A 21693-nucleotide genomic window follows, 5' to 3' on the forward strand; every position below is an offset into this window, starting at 1 on the left:
CAGGATTCAGGTGCTCGACGGTCCGATGTCAGAACCCCTGGGTAAGGTGGTCGGACTGTTCGAGGTGGGGGCGTAGGAGTTCGTTCAGCAGGTGCAGAGCTGAAGCTGCTGGTGTGCGGGAGCTCCGGGGCACAGACGAAGAGGGAAGTGTGGAGGCGTACGACGGGGAGCTCGGCGTCGCCGTTGCGCGTGCTCAGGAGGGGGACGAGGGCGCGTTCGTGCGGGTGTACCAGGTGGTGCAGCCCGGGCTGCTCGGGTACCTCCGGGGACTCGTCGGCGAGGACGCGGAGGACGTCGCCTCCGATGCGTGGCTGGAGATCGCCCGCGATCTGGGGCGCTTCCGCGGGGACGGCGCGGGGTTCCGGGGCTGGACGGCGACGATCGCGAGGCATCGGGCGCTGGATCATCTGCGCAAGCAGCGCCGACGGCCGCAGACGTCGTTGCTGGAGCAGGACGTGCTCGAACTTCCGGGCGGGCGGGACACGGCCGACGCGGCCCTGGAGTCCGTCTCCACCGAGCAGGCGCTGGCGCTGATCCGGAGTCTGCCTCAGGACCAGGCCGAGGCCGTGCTGCTGCGGGTCGTCGTCGGTCTTGACGGGCCCGCGGCGGCACGGGTACTGGGCAAGCGGCCCGGGGCCGTACGATCCGCAGCACACCGGGGGTTGAAGAGACTGGCCGAACGACTGGCCCACACGCGAGCGCGTGCGCTGAAGGACGAGACGACATGACACGGGAACGGGACGAACGGGAAGAGCCCCGCACCCCAGAGCTGGACGCGCTGCTCGAAGCGGCGCGTCGTCCCGGTGCGCCGTCTCCGGCCGCGCAGGAGCGGGCGCTCGCGGCGTTTCGTACGGCGCGGGACGCAGGTCTGCACGCCGCACCGGTGCCGTGGTGGCGGCTGCGCGGACGGGAGGACTGGCGGCCGGCGAGCGAGCGACGCCGTGGTCGTCTGCTCGTCAGGGGGCTGATCGCGGGCCTGGTCATGGGAGCACTGGGTGGCGTGGCCGTCGCGGCGGGGAACGGTGCGATCCCCTCGCCGTTCGGCGGCAGCGAGGAGCCCGCTCCGGACAGGCCGCAGCCGACAGAGAGCCGGACGACGGAGGAGACGGAGGCACCGGGAGCCTCGGTCACGCCGTCCCGGACATCCACAGGTTCCGGCGGGCCCGGGCAGAAGCAGGGCGCGGCGGGCTCCGCGGTGGACGATGCGCTGTGCCGCGTCTATCTGGATTCGCTGGACCGGAAGGGCGTGCCGCCGAGCGGTGAGGCGATGGCGCGTCTGGAGGCGGAGGCCGGCGGTCCGGGGGCTGTACGGGTGTGGTGCGAGGGGCTGTTGGCCGACGAGCAGCAGAAGCCCGGCGGCCCGAAGGACGGTCCGGAGGCCGGGAGGCCGTCCAAGGGACACGAGCCGGTGAAGCCGACCGACCGCCCGAAGTGACTCGGGCGGTGCGTGGAGCCTCGCGGTTACGCCTTGACGGCGGTGACGAAGGCGGCCCAGGCGCCCGCGGGGACCATGAGGACGGGGCCGTCCGGCACCTTGGAGTCGCGTACGGGGACGACACCGGGGAGGCCGTCGGCGATCTCGACGCAGTCTCCGCCCGTGCCGTTGCTGTAGCTGCTCCTGCGCCAGACGGCAGCGCTCAAGTCAATCCGGTTGCTTGCCATTTCGGTAATCCTCAGCCGCTTTCTCGATCATGGCGAGGGACGCCTCCGGTGGCAGTGCGGCGGCCCTCAGCAGATCGTACGACCTGCGGTACTCCTCCACGAGTGCCGGATCGTCGATGGTGTCGCCACTGTGCTGCGACTCCTGGTAGACCAGAGGAGGGGCGTCGGGGAAGGTCATGACCTTGACCATCCCCATCATGAGCGGGTGCGGGCCGCAGTTCCACGGAAGGATCTGTGGAACGATCCGGCGACGCCTCCCCAACGCCGCGATGCGGTACAGCTGTTCCGCCGTCTGTTCTGGCGGGAGGATCGGCTGGCGCAGCAGCACCTCGGGCAGGATCGCCCAGTACATCGGGGTCTTGTGGTCGTCCTCGAAGAGATGGCCGCGCGCCATGCGGGCGCCGACCTTCTCCTCCACCTCCTCGTTCGGGGCCAGTGGCATCGCAGCCTGCACCAACGCCCGCGCGTACGCCTCCGTCTGCAGGAGACCGGGAATCAGCGTCGGGCTCCACTCCTCGATGGTCTTCGCGTGCTTCTCCGCCTCCAGCACCCGCTCGAAGTACTGCGCGTGCCCTCGCCGCCTCGCTTTCCTTACGTCTTCGCACCGCCGCTTGAAGAAGCCGTCCGTCTTCAGCGCCCGGTCCACGTGCTCCGCCAGCTCCGCCGGCATCCGCCGCTCGCCGCGCTCGATCTCGCTCAGATGGCTCGGCCCGTAGAAGCTGCCCTCCACCAGCTGCTGGAGCGTGAGCCCGGCCTCCTCCCGCTGCCAGCGCAGCTCCTTGCCGTAGAAGGTGGGGACGCCCGCCGATCCGTCGATGTCCTTGCGTCGTGCCATCGTTCACCGCCTGGTGCTGTTACCCGACCGTTCCCGCCGTTTCCCCGCGCAGTCCCAACTGCGCGTCGAGTTCGCGCTGTTCACGGCCGGGAATCGGAACCCCTTTCACGGTAGGGGCTGTCGCGTCACTGTGTGAGTGATTCGTCACAGAGCGCACAGGAAGGCGTTTTCCATGTACGACACGACGGACGCGGACGAGTGCATCGACCAGCTCCGCGCCGCACTCGCCGCCCACGGCATCACGCTGCCGTCGCTCGGCATCGACCTGCCGACCTTCGCGGCCCGCTGCCCTACCCGGCCGCTGATTGCACTGGGCAACTGCAATCTGACCACCGCTCGCGCCCTGCTCGCCGCCCTGCGCAAGGGGACCGTCTGATGCTGCCGTTGACTCTCGACGTCCTTGCGACCCCGAAGGCCGTGCCCGAAGTGCGCCGCACCGTGCGCGAGTACGTCGGCGTCCCCTGCGCCGACCTCCAGCTGTGCGTGAGCGAGCTGCTCACGAACGTCATCCGCCACCTCGGCGACGGCGTGCCGGTCACCGTCCGCGTCGTCCGAGCCGCCGAAGGCGGCCGTACGCGACTGGAGGTCACCGACCCCGATCCCCGCGCCTCGCCCGTCCTGTGCCGCGCCGCCGAGAGCGACGAGACCGGCCGCGGCCTCGCCCTCCTCGACGCGGTGGCCCTGCGCTGGGGCGTGGACCAGGGGCCCGGCACCAAGACCGTCTGGTGCGAACTGCCCGAGGCCGGCCCGGCGTCCCCTCGCGCGGGGGCCTCGCACGTCACGTACGTGCCGTCCTGAGGGCCCGGCCGGGTCACGCCGGCTTGTGGGCGCGCCGGTCCATCCCGGCACGTTCAACCCAGCGCATGCCGCCGCCGAAACATCACGAGATCGCGATCGGCTGACGCGCGACCGGCGACAGCCGGCCCGCGACCGACTGCCCTCGACGCCTGAAGCTCGGCAAAGGTTGTACGGGTGGTGGAAGTTTCTGGTGTGACAACGGATACGCGTGTCTCCCGTGATACTCATGAAAGCGCTGTCGCTTGATCAGACATGGACAGCGACTTCGGCACACTGCCCGGCGCGCAGGACATGCGCGCGTACGTCTCCCGTTTTGTCGCGCAGCTGACCGAGCGGAACAGGCTGCCGCTCGACTACTCCGTGGCCAGCCTGCGGATCGTGGACTTCGTCGTCGACGGACTACGGCGGGGCCGTCCCGAGCGGGTGCAGGTCGACGGAGTCCTGCGCGGTCTCGGCGCGTACGTCGGCGAGGTCATGGTGCGCCGGGCCGGCGCGCAGTGGATCGACTTCGACGCCGAGCAGCGGGAGTTCTTCGGGCAGCCGGTCGGCGTCCGGATGCCCGACGGCAGGGTCTGGAATCCGCTGGGCAAGGTGGTCAAGCGGTTCGAGGCGGGCACGGAGGAGTCCGTGCAGCGGCTCTATCTCCAGCTCCATGGCCGGGTACGCCGGACGGTGTCGTGCTGAGTTCTCCGTGACGCGACGTGAGGCGTCCGCGCGGGCCGGGGCAGCGGGCCTCCGGACACGGTGTCCGGCGGCCGGCCGGTACGAAGAGGGAAGAGTGCGCGCGTACGACGGGGAGCTCGGCGCTGCCGTCGAGCGGGCCCAGCAGGGGGACGAGGAGGCGTTCGCGCGCGCGTACCGGATGGTGCAGCCGGGGCTCCTGGGCTTCCTGCGGGGGCTGGTCGGCGAGGAGGCCGAGGACGTGGCGTCCGATGCGTGGCTGGAGATAGCCCGCGATCTGGGGCGCTTCCGTGGGGACGGGGCGGGGTTCCGCGGCTGGACGGCGACGATCGCCCGCCACCGGGCCCTGGACCATTTGCGCAGACAGCAGCGGCGCCCACGCCCCTCGCTCCTGGAGCAGGACCTGCTGGAGCTGCCGCACCCGGACGACACCGCCTTGGCGGCGATGGAGTCCCTGGCCACCGAGCGGGCGCTGGCGCTCATCGGGAGCCTGCCCCGCGACCAGGCCGAGGCGGTGCTGCTGCGCGTGGTCGTCGGGCTGGACGGTCCGGCGGCGGGGCGGGTGCTGGGCAAACGGCCGGGGGCGGTACGGTCCGCAGCGCACCGCGGACTGAAGAGACTCGCCGGGGAACTGGCACACACGGGAGCCCCGGGCGGCGAGACGCCCGCAGGGCGGGGCGGGAGGGGAGGAGAACGATGAAGCCGGAGCCGGAAGACGTCCGAACCCCGGAGTTGGGCGCTCTCCTCGATGCGGCACGCCGCGGCGGCACGCCCGATGCGGCCGTTCAGGAGCGGGCGGTCGCGGCCTTTCGCGTGGCGCGGGACGAGGGCCTGCACGCCGCACCGGCGCGGTGGCGGCGTGCCCGGGACGACTGGCGGCCCGCCCGTGAGCGGCGCCGCGGATCTCTGTTCGTCCGAGGGCTGCTCACGAGTCTGGCCGTGGGGGCGCTCGGTGGCGTGGCGGTCGCGGCAGGGAACAGCGTGATCCCCACGCCGTTCGGGGCCGGCACGGAGCCGGGGCCCGGACAGAGCTCCTCCGCGACGCCCGGTCCTGATCAGCCGGGCCAGGGGGAGACCCGTGACACGGAGCGGGGTGCGGAGAACGCGGCGGGTCCCACGGACTCGCCGTCGGGCCCCGCCGCGCCCGTGCCTCCGACCGTGCCTCCTCATGCCGCAGAAGCCGATGCCGCCCGCTGCCGCACATATCTGGCGGCCCTGGACCGCAAGGGCTTTCCGCCCCGCGGTGAGGCCATGAGAAGGCTGGAAACGGAAGCCGGCGGTCCAGAGGGTGTACGCGCCTATTGCGAGCGGCTGACCGCCGGGCAGGGGCCGCAGTCCGGCCGTGATTCGGTACGGGACCGGGGCTCGGCACAGGTGCCTCAGGAAGGCCCGCAACAGCCCGCGGATGACAGCCCGGAGGACAGTCCGGAAGGCAGCCCCGGATCCGGCGAGCCGGCCAAGGAGTTAGGTCCCGGCGTCACCGGAGCACCAGCGAAGCAGGGGCCCAGGACGGCCCGTTGACCCGGCGCCGAACACCCGGAGACGAAACGGCGCCGCCGCTCACCCGGCGATGCGGGTGAGCGGCGGCGCCGTTCTCACGCGACTACTTGAGGTAGACGAGTCCGTCGGTCGTCACCGTCGGACGGCCGGCCGTGCCGACCACCACGATCTTGACGGTGTGCTTGGCCGATGTGGTCCACGTCTTCGTCCAGATCGCGTCACGGTACTTGGTGGTGGCGGACTTGAGGTCCACCGTCGCCACCTTCACTCCGTCCACGTAGACGTACGCCTGGCCCGACGTGGAGGCGCGCGAGACGACCCAGGCCGCGGAGCGTCCGGTGAACGTCCACGTCAGGGAGGCGTTCTTGGCGGTGCCGGAGTAGGACTTGCCGCCGAGATAGCTCGTCGAGGACCTGGTGGACCATGTGCCGCTCCGGACCGCGGAGGTCTCCTGCAGGATCACCGGTGTCCCGGAGACCGAGGCGGCGGCGGTGTTGCCGGCCTGGTCGTAGGCCGTCATGTTCCAGGCCGTGGCCACACCGGACTTGGCGGTGTGGGCGGCGCTCGTCACCGTCGGGCCGTAGGTCTTGGCGACCGGCGCGGTCAGCCGCACTTCCTTCAGGGCCGCGGTGTCGCTCGCCTTCCAGGACAGCGTGAGCGGCACTGCGGTGGTGTTCACCGTGCCCGTGCGCAGCGCGAGCGACGGCTTCGTCGTGAAGACCGGCGCGGTGGTCTCGGCGACCACCGTGGCGGCGGCGGAGGTGGCCGTCTTCCCGGACTGGTGGACCGCCCGCACCGCCACCTTGTGGGTGCCGACCGCAAGTGTGGCCTTGGCGGAGGTGGCCGAGCCGGCAGCCGTCGCCACGACCTTGTCGTCGACGAGGAGTTCGAACCTGCCGATCAGCGCGGCGGGCGTCGAGGCCGACCAGCCGACCGTGATGCCCGCCTTCGTGTAGTACGTCGAACCGGACACGCCGCCGCCGGTGACGGACTTGACGGTGAGTCCGGTGACCGGGCCGCCGGCCCAGCTGCGGATGGTGCCGAGCTGACCGTAGAAGGCCGTGCCCGGGCACTGCGTGTTGTACCCGTCACGGTGGCCGTGGATCGCCGGCAGCGTCCGCTGGGCGCCCTGGGCCCAGGTGGCGCCGAAGTAGTTCTGGCCGGCGGCACCGGCGGTGAGCGTCGCGGTCCCGGTCGGGCTGACGCCGTACTGGCCCAGCTTCCAGGCCGCGATGCGGGCCACCGACGTCATCGCCGCCTGCGAGGGAGCGGCGTCGGTGTACGTGCCGAGCACGGAGATGCCGGTCGTCTCGGTGTTGAAGCCGTAGGCGTGGGCGCCCAGGACGGGCAGGTCGACGCCGCCCTTGCGGCCCTCGTAGACCGTCCCGCACTTGTCGACGAGGAAGTTGTAGCCGAGGTCTTTCCAGCCGAGCTGCTTCACGTGGTACGTGTAGATGCCGCGCACCACGGCGGGGGCATCGGCGCAGGCGTAGGTGTTGCTCTCGGCCGTGTGGTGGACCACGACCGCCTTGATCTTCTCGCCGGGCAGATAGCCCGGCTCCTCCGGGCTGATCGACTCGTCCGCTCCCCAGCCCGCCCGTGAGGTGATCGGCGGGCGCGGGGCGGTGGACGGCGGGGCCGTCGGGGCCGTGGCCGTGGGGGCGGGCGACGACGAGGCCGGCGCCGAGGGCGAGGCCGACTCGCTCGGGGCGGACTCCGATGCCGTCGCGCTCGGCGACGCCGTGTCCGTCGGTGTGTCCGTCGGCGTGTCCGTCGGCTCCTCGACCGGAGCCGATGACGTGGGCGCCGACGTCGTGTCGTCGGGGACGGGGGACTCCGACGTCGGAGTCGGGGTCACGGTCTCCTCCGCCACGAAGGCGGCGGGCTCCATCGCCGAGCCGCCGCCCTTGCCCGGGTCGACCATGTCGAGGCGCAGCCCGGCGGGAAGGCGGGACGAGGTCGTGCCGCCCGCCGTGACCCGCACCTCCACTCCGTCGGACGCACCCACCCAGGCGGGTTCGGTTCCTCCGCGCCGGGCCGAGCTCTCCCCCGGGCCGCTGTCGCCGTCCAGCTTCAGCCAGTCGGACCACTTCCCGGAGCCGACCGCGCGGGTGCGTGCCTCGACGGTGCCGGTGACCCGGGCGGCCGGATCGGTCCACGTCACTCCGAGCATGCTGAAGGGCTCGGTGTCGTGCCGGGGCAGCGAGGCCTTACGGCCACCGCCGTCCATTTTCAAAGCAGTTGTCCGAGAATCTGCCTTGACCGGTCCGGCCTTGTTCTCCAGACCGGCGTCCGCCGAAGGCCCGCCGGTCACCCCCTCGAAGACGAGTACTCCGGCGAGTCCGGCCACCACAGTGGCAGCCGTGACCCATATGCGACGAGATCTCATGAACGGTACGTAATCCCTTGGTTCGCTGTGGTTCGGGCGGGCGGTGCATGGGTGTGAGCGCTTACCCCAGCGCACGGCGGTCGCGATTCGTCACGGCCGTCCTGACCCGAGCGGAATCTGATGTGCCGTCACGCCTTCGCGAGGCAGCTCCGATGGCGGCCTGAAGCGGTGCGGGGTTCTGCGGCGGGAAGTCCGGAAAGGACGACCGGGGCCGCCACCCCCCACAGGAGAGGCCCCGGTCGTCGTCCGCCGGGGCCGCTGAGCGACCCCGTACTACCTACAGCGCCAGGGGTGCGTTTTCTGTCACACGCACGGCTGCAGCAGAATGTTGCAAGTTGTACAAGACATGGACGTACCCAGCGGTAGGCACGTAGCGTGCTTCTGCGCGAAGGGGCGTGCGGTGGTGGTGACCAGCCGCGATGACGAACGGGTAGTGGGAGTGCTGGGGGACGACGCGGAGCTGACCGCCGCGGTGCTCGCGGCTCAGGACGGAGACGAAGACGCTTTCCGGACTGTGTACCGCGCCGTGCATCCGCGGCTGCTCGGCTACATACGCACGCTGGTCGGCGAACCGGACGCCGAGGATGTCGCGTCCGAGTCCTGGCTGCAGATAGCGCGGGACCTGGAACGGTTCAGCGGGGACGCGGACCGGTTCCGCGGCTGGGCGGCACGGATCGCCCGCAACCGTGCGCTGGATCACATACGGATGCGGGGCCGGCGCCCGGCGATCGGCGGCGACGAGACCGAACTCACCGGGAAGCCCGCCGAGTCCGACACCGCCGACGAGGCCATGGAGGCTCTCGCCACCGGCCGGACGATGGAACTGATCGCCCAACTGCCGCAGGACCAGGCCGAAGCCGTCGTGCTGCGCGTCGTCGTCGGCCTCGACGCGAAGAGCGCGGCCAAGACACTCGGGAAGCGGCCCGGCGCGGTACGCACCGCCGCGCACCGAGGACTCAAGCGGCTCGCCGAGCTCATCAACGCGGGCGGCGAGCCCGGCGGTCACATGAGCAACGGGGCCGGCGATACTCTCGGACGCGGCTCGGAACTCGGCGCTGTACCGCCGCAGCGCGGCCTCCGCCCCGGAGCGGCACGCTCGGCCGGTGTGACGCATACGCGTCCGCGGACGCAGAAGGACATGTGATGGCCGACGAGCGGTACCAGTGGCTCGACCAGGATGCGGCGGAGCGACTGCTGCGCGGTGAGCAGGTCGAGTCCATCGGCGATCACACACAGCACCAGGCCCGCCGGCTCGCGGACGCGCTCGACGCCGTACGGACTTTGGGCGCCGGGCCGGGAGGGACACCGGCGGCGGAGCCGCTGCGCGGCGAGGAGGCCGCCCTCGCGGCCTTCCGCAAGGCGCGCGACGGCGGCGGCGCGGAACTGCTCCCGACCGTGCAGCTCGCGGCACCCGCGTCGTCGCGGCCGGTCCGCTGGGCCCGGCCCGCGCGCTGGGGACTGGCCGCCTCGCTCGCCGGTTTCGCGGTGGGCGGTGTGGCCGTCGCCGCCGGGACCGGTCTGCTCCCCACTCCCTTCGGCGGCGACCGCAACCCTGTGCCCGCGTCCTCCGTCTCGGCCGCCGTCACCCCGGGCCCTCTGGTGTCCGACGTACCGACGGACGGCGCCGGGGTGACGACTCCGGTGGCGCCCTCGTCCGGGCCGGGCAGCCCGTCGGCACCCCCGTCCTCGGGCGCATCCGTGCCCACGGGCGGGACGGGCCTCGACAAGGGGGCAGGCGGCGGCGGCCGTGAGGACGGCCGGACGGACCAGCCCTCCGGGAACGACCGCGACGGTTTCGGCGATCGGTACCGCAAGACCGTCGAAGCCTGCCGCGACTACCGGAGCGGGCGGCTCGACGAGGACCGCAGGCGCCGCCTGGAGGACGCGGCCAACGGCGCGGACAGGATCGGGCGGTTCTGCGACCGGGTGCTGTCCGGCGGCGACGGCACGTCGGGCGACGGCAACGACGGCGGAAGCGGCAGTGACGGCGACGGCGGTGGCGACGGCGACGGCGACGACGGTGACCCCGGCGGGGACGACGACGCCGACGGGTCCCCCGCACCCCCGGCCCTCCCTGCCGAGCCTGCCCACCCCGCACCCCCGGCCCTCCCTGCCGAGCCTGCCCACCCCGCGTTCCCGGTCGAGCCGGTCAAGCCGGTACTTCCCGTCAGGCCGGCGCCCCCGGTCCAGCTGCCCGCACCGTCGCTCCCGGGTCCGTCCGTCCCGAGCCTGCCTTCCCGTCCGGCGCCCACCACCTTGGTACTGACTGCCGCGTAACCCCTGACCTGCGGTTTTCCTTTCCCGCAGAAAAACTTCCGGCCAGGTGTGACGTTTTTCGGCGCTACGGCGCAGTAGGAAGTGAGCCGACTGGTCATCGGCGGCGCCTGAGCCGGGGTTCCCCCCGTACCTACGGCTCGGCGCACTCGGCGCGGGCGGGACACGTTCCCCCGGTCCCGCCCGCGCCCCCTGTTCTTTCGACCGTCACCAGTGGACGACCACCTTGTCGCCGACCTTCACCTGGTCGAAGACCGCCGCGATCTTTCCCTTGTCGCGGACGTTGACGCAGCCGTGCGACGCGCCGTTGTAGCCGCGGGCCGCGAAGTCCGCCGAGTAGTGCACCGCCTGGCCGCGGCTGAAGAACATCGCGTACGGCATCGGCGTGTGATAGATCGTCGACGTCCACTCCCTGGCCTTCCAGTCCACGCGGAACGACCCTTCACGGGTCGGGGTGTTCTCCGAGCCGAAGCGCACGTCCATCGCCGAGACGACCTTGCCGTCGATCATCCAGGCGAGCGTCCTGCTCTCCTTGCTGATGCACAGCACCCGGCCCGTCATGCACCGTGCGTCGGGCTTGTCCAGCGTGTTGGTCGTCGGCGGGCGCAGTTCGGCGGCCGTCGGCGGGTGTGTCATCGCGACGAGCTGCGCCCAGGTGGTGGCGTCGACCGAGCCGGTCGCCGTCAGCCCGCGCTTCGTCTGGAAGCCGCGGACCGCCTTCGCGGTCATCGAGCCGTAGAACGCGGTGGGCGAGCGGTGGAAGTGACCTATCTGACGGAGCCGCGCCTGCAGTTCACGTACCTGCTCGCTCTCCGTCCCCTCCTTCATGATCGGCTCGGGCGCCGGGGCCGAGGGCTTTGCGTCCGCCGGAGACGGCGAGGGCGACGGTACCGAGCTCGGCTTCGCGTCCGTGACCGGGTCGGCCGACGCGGCGGGCCCCTTCGACGGCGTACCGCTCGCAGACGCCTCGCCGCCCCCCGCGGCCCGGGCGCTGCAACCGGCGGCGAGCGCCACGGCGACGGCGGCCATCATGGTTCTGTGCAGTACAGACATTCGGCGCATACGTGCCCCCCCGGGACGGTTGTGTATCAGTAGGGATGCTTCCCGGCCGTGCTTGGTTGCGGACGGTGGGAGCATCCTGTGAGGAAGGTCCCAGCGTGCGCCACTCCACGCGCCGCACGCCCGCCGCTACAGTCCGTCGCGAGGGTCGGTACCAGTCGGTAATAGCAGCATCAGCAGTAGTTCCAGCGGGAGGCACAGCACATGGCGCGCGAGTCGGAATCGGGACTTCCCATCGAGCCGGTCTACGGGCCGGACTCCCTCCACGGTTGGGACCCGGCCGAGAAGCTCGGCGCGCCCGGTTCCTACCCCTTCACGCGCGGTGTCTACCCGTCGATGTACACCGGCCGCCCGTGGACGATGCGGCAGTACGCCGGTTTCGGCACCGCCGTCGAGTCCAACGCCCGCTACCAGCAGCTGATCGCGAACGGCACGATGGGCCTGTCCGTCGCCTTCGACCTGCCGACCCAGATGGGCCACGACAGCGACGCCCCCATCGCGCACGGTGAGGTCGGCAAGGTCGGTGTGGCCATCGACTCCCTCGACGACATGCGCGTTCTGTTCGGCGGGATCCCGCTGGACAAGGTCTCCACGTCGATGACGATCAACGCTCCTGCCGCCCTCCTGCTGCTCCTCTACCAACTCGTCGGCGAGGAGCAGGGCGTCCCCGCGGACAAGCTGACCGGCACGATCCAGAACGATGTGCTCAAGGAGTACATCGCCCGCGGCACCTACATCTTCCCGCCCAAGCCCTCGCTGCGGCTGATCGCCGACATCTTCAAGTACTGCAAGGCCGAGATCCCGAAGTGGAACACGATCTCGATCTCCGGCTACCACATGGCCGAGGCGGGAGCCTCGCCCGCGCAGGAGATCGCGTTCACCCTTGCGGACGGCATCGAGTACGTCCGAACGGCTGTAGCCGCGGGGATGGATGTGGACGACTTCGCGCCCCGTCTCTCCTTCTTCTTCGTCGCACGCACGACGATCCTCGAGGAGGTCGCCAAGTTCCGCGCCGCGCGCCGGATCTGGGCGCGGGTGATGCGGGACGAGTTCGGCGCGAAGAACCCCAAGTCGCTGATGCTGCGCTTCCACACCCAGACCGCGGGCGTGCAGCTGACCGCCCAGCAGCCCGAGGTCAATCTCGTGCGCGTCGCCGTCCAGGGCCTCGCCGCCGCGCTCGGTGGCACCCAGTCGCTGCACACCAACTCCTTCGACGAGGCCATCGCCCTGCCGACGGACAAGTCGGCCCGCCTGGCACTGCGCACCCAGCAGGTCCTCGCGTACGAGACCGACGTCACCGCCACCGTGGACCCGTTCGCCGGCTCGTACGTCGTCGAGTCGATGACGGACGACGTGGAGGCCGCGACGCTGGAGCTGATGGCGAAGGTCGAGGAGCTCGGCGGCGCGGTCAACGCCATCGAGCGCGGCTTCCAGAAGAGCGAGATCGAGCGCAGTGCCTACCGCATCGCGCAGGAGACCGACAGCGGCGAGCGGGTCGTCGTCGGTGTCAACCGCTTCACCCTCGACGAGGAGGAGCCGTACGAGCCGCTGCGCGTCGACCCCGCGATCGAGGCCCAGCAGGCGGAGCGGCTCGCGAAGCTGCGCGCCGAGCGCGACCAGGCCGCGGTCGACGCCGCCCTCGCCGCGCTGAAGAAGGCCGCAGAGGGTACGGACAACGTGCTCTACCCGATGAAGGACGCGCTGCGCGCGCGGGCGACGGTCGGCGAGGTGTGCAACGCGCTGCGGGAGGTGTGGGGGACGTACGTCCCGACGGACGCGTTCTGATCGTCTCGCGTCTCGCTCTCGGGTCCCGCTTCTCGTCTCTCGTCGCGTCTCCAGGTGGCGGGGCTTCCCGCCATGCGAAACGCAACGGCGGAGTGTCGCACCCCTGTGCGACACTCCGCTTCATGCTGGGTGTGACAGATCTTCCGACCTATCTGGCGGGCCTCGTCCTGATCGTTCTGCTCCCGGGGCCGAACTCGCTGTACGTGCTCTCGGTCGCCGCGCGCCGGGGTGTGCGCACGGGATATACGGCCGCGGCCGGTGTGTGGTGCGGGGATACGGTCCTGATGACTCTGTCGGCCGCCGGGGTCGCGTCCCTGCTGCAGGCCAACGCCGTGCTCTTCGCCCTGGTGAAGTTCGCCGGTGCGGGCTATCTGACCTGGCTGGCCATCGGGATGCTGCGGGCGGCCCGGGGCATGTGGCGCACCCGGCACGAGCGCGTGCCGGACGGGCCGGCCGATGCGGACACCGTGGCCGGTGCGACGGCGGCCGGGGCCGGGATCGAGCGGCCGTTCCGGCGCGCCTTCGTCGTCAGCCTCGTCAATCCCAAGGCGATCCTCTTCTTCGTCGCCTTCTTCGTGCAGTTCGTGGACCCGGGCTACGCCTACCCGGCGCTCTCCTTCATGGTGCTCGGCACCCTCGCCCAGCTGGCGAGCGTCCTCTACCTCAGCCTGCTGATATTCACCGGTACGCATCTGGCGTCCGCGTTCCGGCGCCGCAAGCGGCTGTCGGCGGGCGCCACGTCCGCCGCCGGTGCGCTGTTCCTCGGCTTCGCGGTGAAGCTGTCGCTCAGCAGCGCGTGACCCGGGCCAGATGGGCGCCGAGGCCGGTCGTGTCCTCGCCGGCCCAGCCCACGTATCCGTCGGGCCGCACCAGGAAGAGGCCCTTGTCGTACGGCTCGTACGCCGGGACGCGCCGGACGCGGACGGCCGCGGGGAGGGAGTCGGGCAGCGGCGCGTCCGCGCCGACCGCGAAGTTGTCCCGGTCCAGCGCCGGGATGCGGACGTCGGCGACAGCATCGGCTTCGGGTCGACCGTGTCACCGGTCATGCCGATGCCCAGCAGACCGCGCACGGTGGACCGGCCGCCGTCGGCCGCGACCACGTAACGGGCACGGACGGTGGTGCCGTCCGACAGGGTGGCGGTCGCGAGGACGTCGTCCTGGGTGAGTTGCGCCAGTCCTGCGCCGAAGGTGACGCCGCCGCCCGGCTCGGTGAGGCGGGCGTGCATGATCTCCTGCGTACGCCACCGGGGGAGCAGCCACGGGCCGCCTTATGGCTCGGCCTCGGACGGTGGGCGAACACGCGGGCCCGCCCGGCAGTACCGGGCGGGCCCGGGGACCGAAAACCCTCAGCCGAGCGCCGCGCGCTTCAGGCGGCGTACTCGCCGTGCCACCCGCCGCACCGCAGCGTGCCGCGGGACCGGGATGCCGCCCGGGAGGCCCAGGACCGTCAGGCGGCGGCGCTTGAAGTAGCGCCAGGTGCGGGGCGAGAGATGGGCGGCCAGATAGCTCTCGGCCGCCTTGCGCAGATCGGAGCGGATCTGCGGCTGCATCGCGAAGCCCACCGCCCGCACCAGCCCGGACAGCTCCTCGTCCGCCTGCCCGGCGGCGCCCGCCGCGCCCTCCTCCAGATCGGGCAGCAGCGCGTCGACGATCGTCAGCGGTACCCGGTTGCTGTTCTGGTACGGCGTGAGCCGGTCGAGCAGCGGGGCGGTGCCGATCTTCGCGACCGGGATGCCGTAGAACGTGCTCGCCGTCAGCAGCGCGGTCGAGAAACAGCCCACCACGAGCCCCGGCCTGACCTCCTGGTACAGCACCTCGGCCAGCAACGGCTCCTCCAGCACGGTCAGTTCCGCGCCCAGCCGCTCCGCCTCCCGCTCCAGTGCCGAAGACCACGCGGCCGGGGCAACCGGATGCGGCTTGAAGACGAGACGCCGGTGGCCGAGCGCGACCGCGCCCCGCACCATGCGCAGGTGCAGCGTCTCCTCCTCGTCCGGGGTGAGGATGTCCAGCGCCGCGAGGTACTGGCCGAGCAGCAGAGCCGGAGCCTCGCCACCGGCGGAGTCGTGACCGGCGGACCCGCCCGTCACCGACGACTCTCCCTCATGGCCTTCGGGGCGGGGGGTGCCCCCGGCGTCCTCCGCCAGTTCCTCGACGACCTTCGTGAACGCCTCGGCCGGCACGAGCCGAGGCTCGGCCCCGAACTCCGCCAGCAGCAGCGGCTTCAGCCCCGGCACCAGGTCCAGATGGAGCAGCCGCCGCACGCGCTCACCGACCAGCGGGTCGATCTTGTTGCGCGTGGGGCCGTAGCTCATCAGGCCGTCCGCGTACACATCGAGCCGTGCGTCCGGGAAGAGCTGGGCGACCGCCAGCGCCGGGCTGACCTGGATCGACTCCAGTGCCAGCTCGATCCGGTCGTCCCCGAGCCCCCACAGGACCCGCAGATACCGCTCCCACATCGGGACGTCGTCCGGCCGCGGCGTCCAGCCGCTGGGGTGGAGCGGTTCGATCGCCTCGTTCCAGGACAGCACCTCGTCGAACCGCCCGCGCAGCCGCTCGAAGCCCGGCATCTCGTCCAGCGGCGCCGTCGTCTCCGGGATCGGCGCGTTGTTGCTGACCAGCAGCAGCCGTCGGTCGGCGGGTTCGAAGCAGCCGCTGTCGAGCGCGGCCGCGAGCGTCGCGGCGCCGTACAGGGTGGAGGCGAAGAAGATCTGGGTGGTGCGCGTCGTCCCCATCAGGCGGCCGCCCCCGCGGAATCGACCGCGGCCGGGGCCGGCACGCCCAGGGCCCTGCGGCGCACCCGGCGCAGCCGGGTCGCCCGCTCGGCGTCCATCGAGCCGAGCGCGTCCTTCAGAATGTCCTGCGGCATCCGCCGCATCGCGGCCGCACTCATCGAACGCAATTTCCGGGCCACGGCAGGTTCGAACCTCTCCATTGATCCCAGGTGGTGGGAAATAAGCGCACAGTATGTTCGTACGGCTTTCGGCATCAGCCGGTCGGAATCCGGATCCTTTGCCGTCTCTTCGAGTACTTCGTCGAAAGCCCTGATGAAATCGAGCTGCCGGACGTCGCCGATCTGGGTCAGTGACGAGGCGACCCCGCGCCGGTAGAAGATCCCGAGCAGCCCCACGGCGGCGAAGGACTCCGTCTCGCGGTGCAGCCGCCAGATCCACGGCCGGTCCTCGGCCGTCCGGAGCCCGTCCGTGAAGTGCAGCAGCCCGCGGTCGAGCAGCTCACGCCGGTAGATGCCGGCCCACGCCATCGGGTAGTCGACGGACGTCGTGCGGTCGGCCGGCAGGATCGCGTCGCGCGGCCGCAGCACCTCGCCCCGGCGGCCCACCGGCACCCGGAACGCCTTGCGCTCACGGCCCGTGCACTGGACGTGGTCGGTGCGGACGAAGTCGACGCCGAGCTCCTCGATCGAGGCGAGGAGCTGCTCGTAGTAGCCGGCGGCCAGCCAGTCGTCGCCGTCGAGGAAGGTGATGTACTCGCCACGGGCGGCGTCCAGGCCGGTGTTGCGGGCCGTGGCCAGCCCGCCGTTCTTCTCGTGTCTGATCAGGACCGTTCCCGGAACCTCACGTTCGGCGCGCTCGAGGATCTCGGGCGTCCCGTCCGTCGAGCAGTCGTCGACGAGCAGGAACTCGAAGTCCTCACGCGCGTTCGCGCGCAGGCTTCTGAGGGTGTCGGGCGCGTATGACTGGACGTTGTAGAACGGCACGATGACGGAGAGCTTGACCACCCACCGGACACTAAGCGCCGGCCCGTCATCCACTCTGACGCCAGGAAAGACAGTGGGTGAACAAGGTGCGGCGGAATTGTTAACCGGTACGACTGTTGGGCCATTTCTCGATTCGTCGACGTGCTGTTAACCATTTGTTGCTGTCCAGTTGGGCTGCCGACCGGAATGCCTTTCTAGCGTCTTCGACGTGCCATCCAGTACCAGTAAGGCGCTGCGCGTAGCCGTGCTCGCCGACTCCGACACCCGGTGGAAGTGGGGTGCGCTCACCGCGCGCCGGATCACCGCCCCGGACGCCGCCGAAGAATCCGACCGGGGCACAGCCCTCACCGGATTCCTCCTGCGCGGCCGGGCTACGCCCACCGCCCGCCAGCTCGCCGAGGTCGGGGTCACCGCGGACGACCTGCGCGAAGTGACCGGCGTCGAATTCCTGCGCGCCATGAGCGACGAGGAGTACGACGTCGTCGTCCTCGCGCTCGTCGGCGGCGCCGTGCAGGCGATGCTCCACGGACTGGCCGCACTGCGGCTGCCGCGCAGGCCGGTGCTGGTCACCGGCTATGTCGGGGTGGTCTACGAAAAGCTCGCCGACGGCCTGCTGCTGCGGCACGGCGCGGACATCGTGCTCGCCAACTCGCGCCATGACGCGGACCGTTTCCGCGCCGTGTACGAGGGCGTCGGCGCCGACGCGTCCGCGGTGACCGAGGCAGCACTGCCGTTCCTCGGCGGAGCGCCGTACGAGCGCAGGGACGGCCGCGCCACCGTCGTCTTCGCGGCCCAGCCGTCCGTGCCGGAGAGCCGCGCCGACCGTACGTACCTGCTGCGCAGGCTCGTCGAGCACGCCCGACTCCATCCGGGCCGCGAGGTCCTGCTGAAGCTGCGCTCCAAGCCCGGTGAGCACACGACGCACCTGGAGGAGCTGCCGTACCAGAAGCTGGCCGACAGGCTCCCCGGCGGACTGCCGCCCAACTTCAGCCTGGTGTACGGGCACATGGGCGAGGTCCTCGACCGCACCGACCTGCTCGTCACCGTCTCCTCGACGGCCGCGCTGGAGGCGCTGCACCGCCGCATCCCGACCGCGGTGCTGTCCGACCTCGGGGTGCGCGAGGCGCTCGGCAACCACCACTTCCTCGGCTCCGGGCTGCTCACCTCCTGGGACGCCCTGGACGGCGGGCACTCGCCGCGACCGGACGAGGAGTGGCTGGCCGGGCAGGGCGTCGCCGCCGACGGCTCGTACGGGACCGCCTTCGACGAGGCCCGCAGGCGGGTCGCCGACCTGCTGGGCCGCGCCGAACTCCCGCCGGTCGCCCCGTACTACACAACGGCCACCGCACCCGGCTATCTGCCCGGCATCCTGGCCCGCCACCACCTCGCCGCCGACGGCACCCCGCTGCCCGGCGCGGCCGCGGCCACCGAACCCACCGGGGCGCGCCGTCTGGTGCGCGCCGCGGTGCGGGGGGCGGCGCGCGGTGCGTACCGCCACGGCGTGCAGCGCGTCGCCCCCGTCATCCGCCGCATGGGCGCACTGTGATCCACCCGAAGGAGCCCCTCCCCATGTCCACCGTTCTCGCCGTGATCCCAGCCCGCGGTGGCTCCAAGGGCGTCCCCGCGAAGAACCTGGCGCAGGTCGGCGGCATTCCGCTCGTCGCCCGCGCCGTGCGCGCCTGCCTCGGTGCGCGTCTCGTGACGCACGTCCTGGTCTCCACCGACGACGCCGCGATCGCGGACGCCGCCCGCGCCGCCGGAGCGGCCCTCGGCGCAGCCGACAGGGTGCACTGCGTCCAGCGTCCGGCGGCCATCGCGGGCGACACCGCGACGAGCGAGTCCGCGGTCCTCCACGCGATGGACGCCCACGAGGCGATCCACGGCGCCCCGGCCGACGCGGTTCTCCTCGTCCAGTGCACGAGCCCCTTCCTGACCAGCGAGGACATCGACGGTGTCGCCTCGGCGGTCGTCGAGGACGGCGCGGACACGGCGGTCACGGTGGCCCCCTTCCACGCCTTCGTCTGGCGCCGTACGCCCGCGCTCGCCGCGCTCCCGGCGCAGCCGGGCGCCGCCGACGAGGACGCCGCGGCCACGGTGGAGGACGGCCAGGGCGTCAACCACGACAAGTCCTACCGCCCGCGCCGGCAGGACCGGCCCGAGGACTTCCTCGAGACCGGGGCCGCGTACGCCATGGAGGCCACGGGCTTCCGGAAGCACGAGCACCGCTTCTTCGGGCGGACCGTGCTCGTCGAGACCGACCCCGCGCGGGTGCTGGAGATCGACGACCCGCACGACCTTGCCCGTGCCCGGGCGCTCGCCCCGTTGCTCGATCCGTCGCCCCTGCCCACCAGGGCGGACGTCGACGCCGTCGTCCTCGACTTCGATGGCACGCAGACCGACGACCGTGTCCTCATCGACTCGGAGGGCCGCGAACTCGTCGCCGTGCACCGCGGGGACGGGCTCGGCATCGCCGCGCTCCGGCGCGCCGGGCTGAAGCTGCTCATCCTCTCCACCGAGCAGAACCCCGTGGTCGCCGCGCGGGCCCGGAAGCTCAACATCCCCGTTCTGCACGGCATCGACCGCAAGGACCTCGCGCTCAAGGAGTGGTGCGACGAGCAGTCGGTCGCGCCCGAGCGGGTCCTCTACGCCGGAAACGACGTCAACGACCTCCCCTGTTTCGGGCTCGTCGGCTGGCCCGTAGCCGTGGCGAGCGCGCACGACTCCGTGCGCGCCGCCGCCCGCGCCGTCACCACCACCCCTGGTGGCGCCGGCGCAATCCGTGAGATCGCCGCATGGCTCCTCGGTCCCACCCTCAACACCCCGTCCCCTGCCACCACCCCGTAAGGAACCCCACATGAACTCCCGTCTGCGCACCCTCGGCAGCAAGACCGCGGGCCCCGGGCACCCCGTCTACGTCACCGGCGAGATCGGCATCAACCACAACGGCGACCTGAACAACGCGTTCGCGCTGATCGACGCCGCCGCCGACGCCGGCTGTGACGCGGTCAAGTTCCAGAAGCGCACCCCGGAGATCTGCACCCCGCGCGACCAGTGGGACATCGAGCGCGACACGCCCTGGGGCCGGATGACGTACATCGACTACCGCCACCGCGTCGAGTTCGGCGAGGACGAGTACCACCAGATCGACGAGCACTGCAAGAAGCGCGGCATCGACTGGTTCGCCTCCCCGTGGGACACCGAGGCCGTCGCCTTCCTGGAGAAGTTCGACGTCCCGGCCCACAAGGTCGCCTCCGCGTCCCTCACGGACGACGAGCTGCTGCGCGCGCTGCGCGCCACCGGCAAGACGGTCATCCTCTCCACCGGTATGTCGACGCCGAAGCAGATCCGCCACGCCGTCGAGGTCCTCGGCAGCGACAACATCCTGCTCTGCCACGCCACGTCGACCTACCCGGCCAAGGCCGAGGAGCTCAACCTGCGCGTGATCAACACCCTGATGCAGGAGTTCCCGAACGTCCCGATCGGCTACTCCGGCCACGAGACCGGTCTGCAGACCACCCTCGCCGCCGTCGCCCTCGGCGCCACGTTCGTCGAGCGCCACATCACCCTCGACCGCGCCATGTGGGGCTCCGACCAGGCAGCCTCCGTCGAGCCCGGCGGTCTGCAGCGCCTCGTCCGCGACATCCGCACCATCGAGGACGCTCTCGGTGACGGCGTCAAGAAGGTCTACGAGTCCGAGCTCGCCCCGATGAAGAAGCTCCGCCGGGTCGCGGGCGTCGTCGCCGAGGCCGAGGTCGAGGCCGAGCAGGCCGAAACCGTCGCGGTCTGACGACCATGGACCTCGCCTTCGTCGAGAGCCCGGTCCAGCTGCTGAACGTCCTGGAGTGGGCACACAGCACGCAGGCCGGCACGGCCGGCATGCCGGGGCTTCCGGTCCAGCCGGCCGCCCCGGCCACGGGTGGCGCGGCAGCGGCGGCACGGGAACTGACCGTCGTCGTCCTGTCGCCCACCGACCCCATGTCGCGCGGTCAGCTGCGCCGCATGGCCGAGCTCGCCCGCGACGAAGGCTTCACGGTCCGCTGGCAGGAGGCGCGCGGCGGCAAGGGCGCGCCCCTGCGGACGATCCGGGAGCTGGCTCCGCTGCTGCGCAGGTCGCGGCGGGTCGTCATAGGCGACCCGTTCTCCCGCTACGTCCAGATGCTGCTGACCCTGGTCGGGGCGAAGGACCTCACGGTCGTCGACGACGGCACCGCCACCATGGAGTACGTCTCCCAGGTGGCCCGGGGCGAGCGCCTCGTGCGCTGGCACCGGCGCGGACGGCGGGGACCGCGCGAGTTCGTGCTCGCGCCGGTCTCCGCCGCCGCACGCCGCCGGCTCTCGCCGTCCAGGACCCGCGAGGTCGAGGTCTTCACCTCGATGCCCGTGGAACCGCCGGCCGGGATCACGGTCACCGCCAACACCTTCGCGTGGACCCGCTCCCGCTTCGGCCCTCCGCGTCTCACCCGGGGCGCCGACCTGGTCGGCACCTCCCTCGTCGAGACGGGCGTCGTCGATCCGGAGCAGTACGAGGAGGCGGTCGCCTCGCTCGCACGTGAGCACGGCGCGACCCGCTACTTCGCGCACCGCCGCGAGAGCCCGGCCAAGCTGCACCGGCTCGCGGAGCGCACCGGCCTGGAGATCGTCCGGCCCGATCTGCCGCTGGAGCTGATCGCCAGGCGTGGCCCGATAGGACGTACGGTGCTCAGTTTTCCGTCGACCGTCGTGCACACCCTGCCGCTCGCCCTCGCGGGAACGGGGATCAGGGTCGCGGTGTGCGACATCCCACCCGAGTGGCTCAACGACAGCGCGTCACCCCGGGCGCAGGGGTTTCTGGCGGGGGTCACCGGCACGGCCCGTGACGTCCACCGGATCGCGGCCCCCGCGTGAGGGGACCTGATGTGGCCGGGCCCCTTGCGGGGCCCGGCTTGTCCGCATCGTGGTCATTGATCGCGTGAGCTTACCCACACCGACGAACCGCTATGCGTCGTCAGGCGACTT

21 protein-coding genes and 1 pseudogene are annotated in these 21693 nt (G+C 71.7%); 14 read left to right on the forward strand and 8 right to left on the reverse strand.

All coding sequences use genetic code 11. The annotated features are described in order from the left end of the window. Positions 1 to 149 precede the first annotated feature (149 nt). Entirely contained in the window at positions 150 to 728 is a 579-nt protein-coding gene (locus ABT078_RS19920) for an RNA polymerase sigma factor (RefSeq protein ID WP_351229543.1), read from the forward strand. Beyond that, on the forward strand, positions 725 to 1435 hold the full coding sequence (locus ABT078_RS19925; RefSeq protein WP_351229430.1) for a hypothetical protein: 711 nt from the start codon (positions 725 to 727) through the stop codon (positions 1433 to 1435). The genes ABT078_RS19920 and ABT078_RS19925 overlap by 4 nt, the downstream gene beginning before the upstream one ends. Positions 1436 to 1461: 26 nt before the next feature. Here the strand turns inward: ABT078_RS19925 and ABT078_RS19930 are convergent, their stop codons facing one another. Together ABT078_RS19930 and ABT078_RS19935 are read right to left on the reverse strand one after the other, a co-directional pair. Further along, positions 1462 to 1662: a DUF397 domain-containing protein gene (locus tag ABT078_RS19930; protein ID WP_351229432.1), complete on the reverse strand. Its 201-nt coding sequence runs from the start codon at positions 1660 to 1662 to the stop codon at positions 1462 to 1464. After that, positions 1643 to 2497, reverse strand: a complete 855-nt coding sequence (locus tag ABT078_RS19935; protein WP_351229434.1) for a helix-turn-helix domain-containing protein — start codon at positions 2495 to 2497, stop codon at positions 1643 to 1645. The genes ABT078_RS19930 and ABT078_RS19935 overlap by 20 nt, the downstream gene beginning before the upstream one ends. A gap of 172 nt (positions 2498 to 2669) precedes the next feature. Between ABT078_RS19935 and ABT078_RS19940 the strand changes: the two genes are divergently transcribed. From ABT078_RS19940 to ABT078_RS19955, 4 genes are all read left to right on the forward strand, one after another. Beyond that, entirely contained in the window at positions 2670 to 2873 is a 204-nt protein-coding gene (locus ABT078_RS19940) for a hypothetical protein (RefSeq protein ID WP_351229436.1), read from the forward strand. Further along, positions 2873 to 3295: an ATP-binding protein gene (locus tag ABT078_RS19945; RefSeq protein ID WP_351229438.1), complete on the forward strand. Its 423-nt coding sequence runs from the start codon at positions 2873 to 2875 to the stop codon at positions 3293 to 3295. The genes ABT078_RS19940 and ABT078_RS19945 overlap by 1 nt, the downstream gene beginning before the upstream one ends. 252 nt (positions 3296 to 3547) lie before the next feature. Next, positions 3548 to 3979, forward strand: coding sequence for a hypothetical protein (locus ABT078_RS19950; RefSeq protein WP_351229440.1), 432 nt, complete (start codon positions 3548 to 3550; stop codon positions 3977 to 3979). 94 nt (positions 3980 to 4073) lie between these two features. After that, positions 4074 to 4676 (forward strand): RNA polymerase sigma factor, encoded by a 603-nt coding sequence (locus ABT078_RS19955; protein ID WP_351229442.1) that lies wholly within the window; start codon positions 4074 to 4076, stop codon positions 4674 to 4676. 903 nt (positions 4677 to 5579) lie between these two features. Here ABT078_RS19955 and ABT078_RS19960 read toward each other — a convergent pair. Next, on the reverse strand, positions 5580 to 7865 hold the full coding sequence (locus tag ABT078_RS19960; protein WP_351229444.1) for a peptidoglycan recognition protein family protein: 2286 nt from the start codon (positions 7863 to 7865) through the stop codon (positions 5580 to 5582). A 439-nt stretch (positions 7866 to 8304) separates the two neighbouring features. Here ABT078_RS19960 and ABT078_RS19965 point away from each other — a divergent pair, with 439 nt between their 5' ends. Continuing rightward, positions 8305 to 9009 carry an RNA polymerase sigma factor gene (locus ABT078_RS19965; RefSeq protein ID WP_351229545.1) on the forward strand — a complete coding sequence of 235 codons (705 nt, stop codon included), beginning with the start codon at positions 8305 to 8307 and terminating at the stop codon, positions 9007 to 9009. Further along, positions 9009 to 10142 (forward strand): hypothetical protein, encoded by a 1134-nt coding sequence (locus ABT078_RS19970; RefSeq protein WP_351229446.1) that lies wholly within the window; start codon positions 9009 to 9011, stop codon positions 10140 to 10142. The genes ABT078_RS19965 and ABT078_RS19970 overlap by 1 nt, the downstream gene beginning before the upstream one ends. A gap of 204 nt (positions 10143 to 10346) precedes the next feature. Here ABT078_RS19970 and ABT078_RS19975 read toward each other — a convergent pair whose 3' ends face one another. Continuing rightward, entirely contained in the window at positions 10347 to 11192 is an 846-nt protein-coding gene (locus ABT078_RS19975; protein WP_351229447.1) for a L,D-transpeptidase family protein, read from the reverse strand. 210 nt (positions 11193 to 11402) lie between these two features. On the opposite strand from ABT078_RS19975, the gene ABT078_RS19980 reads away from it, so the two are divergent. Beyond that, entirely contained in the window at positions 11403 to 12983 is a 1581-nt protein-coding gene (locus ABT078_RS19980; protein WP_351229449.1) for an acyl-CoA mutase large subunit family protein, read from the forward strand. 122 nt (positions 12984 to 13105) lie between these two features. Then, positions 13106 to 13783 carry a leucine efflux protein LeuE gene (gene leuE / locus ABT078_RS19985; protein ID WP_351229451.1) on the forward strand — a complete coding sequence of 226 codons (678 nt, stop codon included), beginning with the start codon at positions 13106 to 13108 and terminating at the stop codon, positions 13781 to 13783. Here the strand turns inward: leuE and ABT078_RS19990 are convergent. The 4 genes and pseudogenes from ABT078_RS19990 to ABT078_RS20005 all read right to left on the reverse strand — a co-directional run bounded on the left by ABT078_RS19990 (position 13770) and on the right by ABT078_RS20005 (position 16719). Next, complete coding sequence (locus ABT078_RS19990; RefSeq protein ID WP_351229547.1) at positions 13770 to 13853, reverse strand: hypothetical protein; 84 nt, start codon at positions 13851 to 13853, stop codon at positions 13770 to 13772. The two genes, leuE and ABT078_RS19990, sit on opposite strands and share 14 nt — an antisense overlap. Positions 13854 to 13946: 93 nt before the next feature. Continuing rightward, a pseudogene (locus tag ABT078_RS19995) lies at positions 13947 to 14245 on the reverse strand (FAD-dependent monooxygenase); the annotation flags it as partial. 84 nt (positions 14246 to 14329) lie between these two features. Next, positions 14330 to 15715 carry an alpha-2,8-polysialyltransferase family protein gene (locus ABT078_RS20000; RefSeq protein ID WP_351229453.1) on the reverse strand — a complete coding sequence of 462 codons (1386 nt, stop codon included), beginning with the start codon at positions 15713 to 15715 and terminating at the stop codon, positions 14330 to 14332. Beyond that, the gene (locus tag ABT078_RS20005) at positions 15715 to 16719 is read right to left on the reverse strand and encodes a glycosyltransferase family 2 protein (RefSeq protein WP_351229455.1); all 1005 of its coding nucleotides are present in this window, start codon (positions 16717 to 16719) and stop codon (positions 15715 to 15717) included. Before ABT078_RS20005 ends, ABT078_RS20000 begins: the two co-directional genes overlap by 1 nt. A 187-nt stretch (positions 16720 to 16906) precedes the next feature. On the opposite strand from ABT078_RS20005, the gene ABT078_RS20010 reads away from it, so the two are divergent. The 4 genes from ABT078_RS20010 to ABT078_RS20025 are packed head-to-tail and all read left to right on the forward strand — an operon-like array spanning position 16907 to position 21582. Further along, positions 16907 to 18244 carry a DUF6716 putative glycosyltransferase gene (locus ABT078_RS20010; protein WP_351229457.1) on the forward strand — a complete coding sequence of 446 codons (1338 nt, stop codon included), beginning with the start codon at positions 16907 to 16909 and terminating at the stop codon, positions 18242 to 18244. A gap of 23 nt (positions 18245 to 18267) precedes the next feature. After that, positions 18268 to 19542 (forward strand): cytidylyltransferase domain-containing protein, encoded by a 1275-nt coding sequence (locus ABT078_RS20015; RefSeq protein WP_351229459.1) that lies wholly within the window; start codon positions 18268 to 18270, stop codon positions 19540 to 19542. A 10-nt stretch (positions 19543 to 19552) separates the two neighbouring features. Next, a complete protein-coding gene (locus tag ABT078_RS20020; protein WP_351229461.1) occupies positions 19553 to 20485 on the forward strand; it encodes an N-acetylneuraminate synthase family protein in 933 nt (310 codons plus the stop codon). A gap of 5 nt (positions 20486 to 20490) precedes the next feature. Further along, entirely contained in the window at positions 20491 to 21582 is a 1092-nt protein-coding gene (locus ABT078_RS20025) for a hypothetical protein (protein WP_351229463.1), read from the forward strand. Positions 21583 to 21693 lie beyond the last annotated feature (111 nt).

Origin of the sequence: Streptomyces sp. NPDC002133 (assembly GCF_040296405.1) — a bacterium.
Lineage (GTDB): Bacteria > Actinomycetota > Actinomycetes > Streptomycetales > Streptomycetaceae > Streptomyces.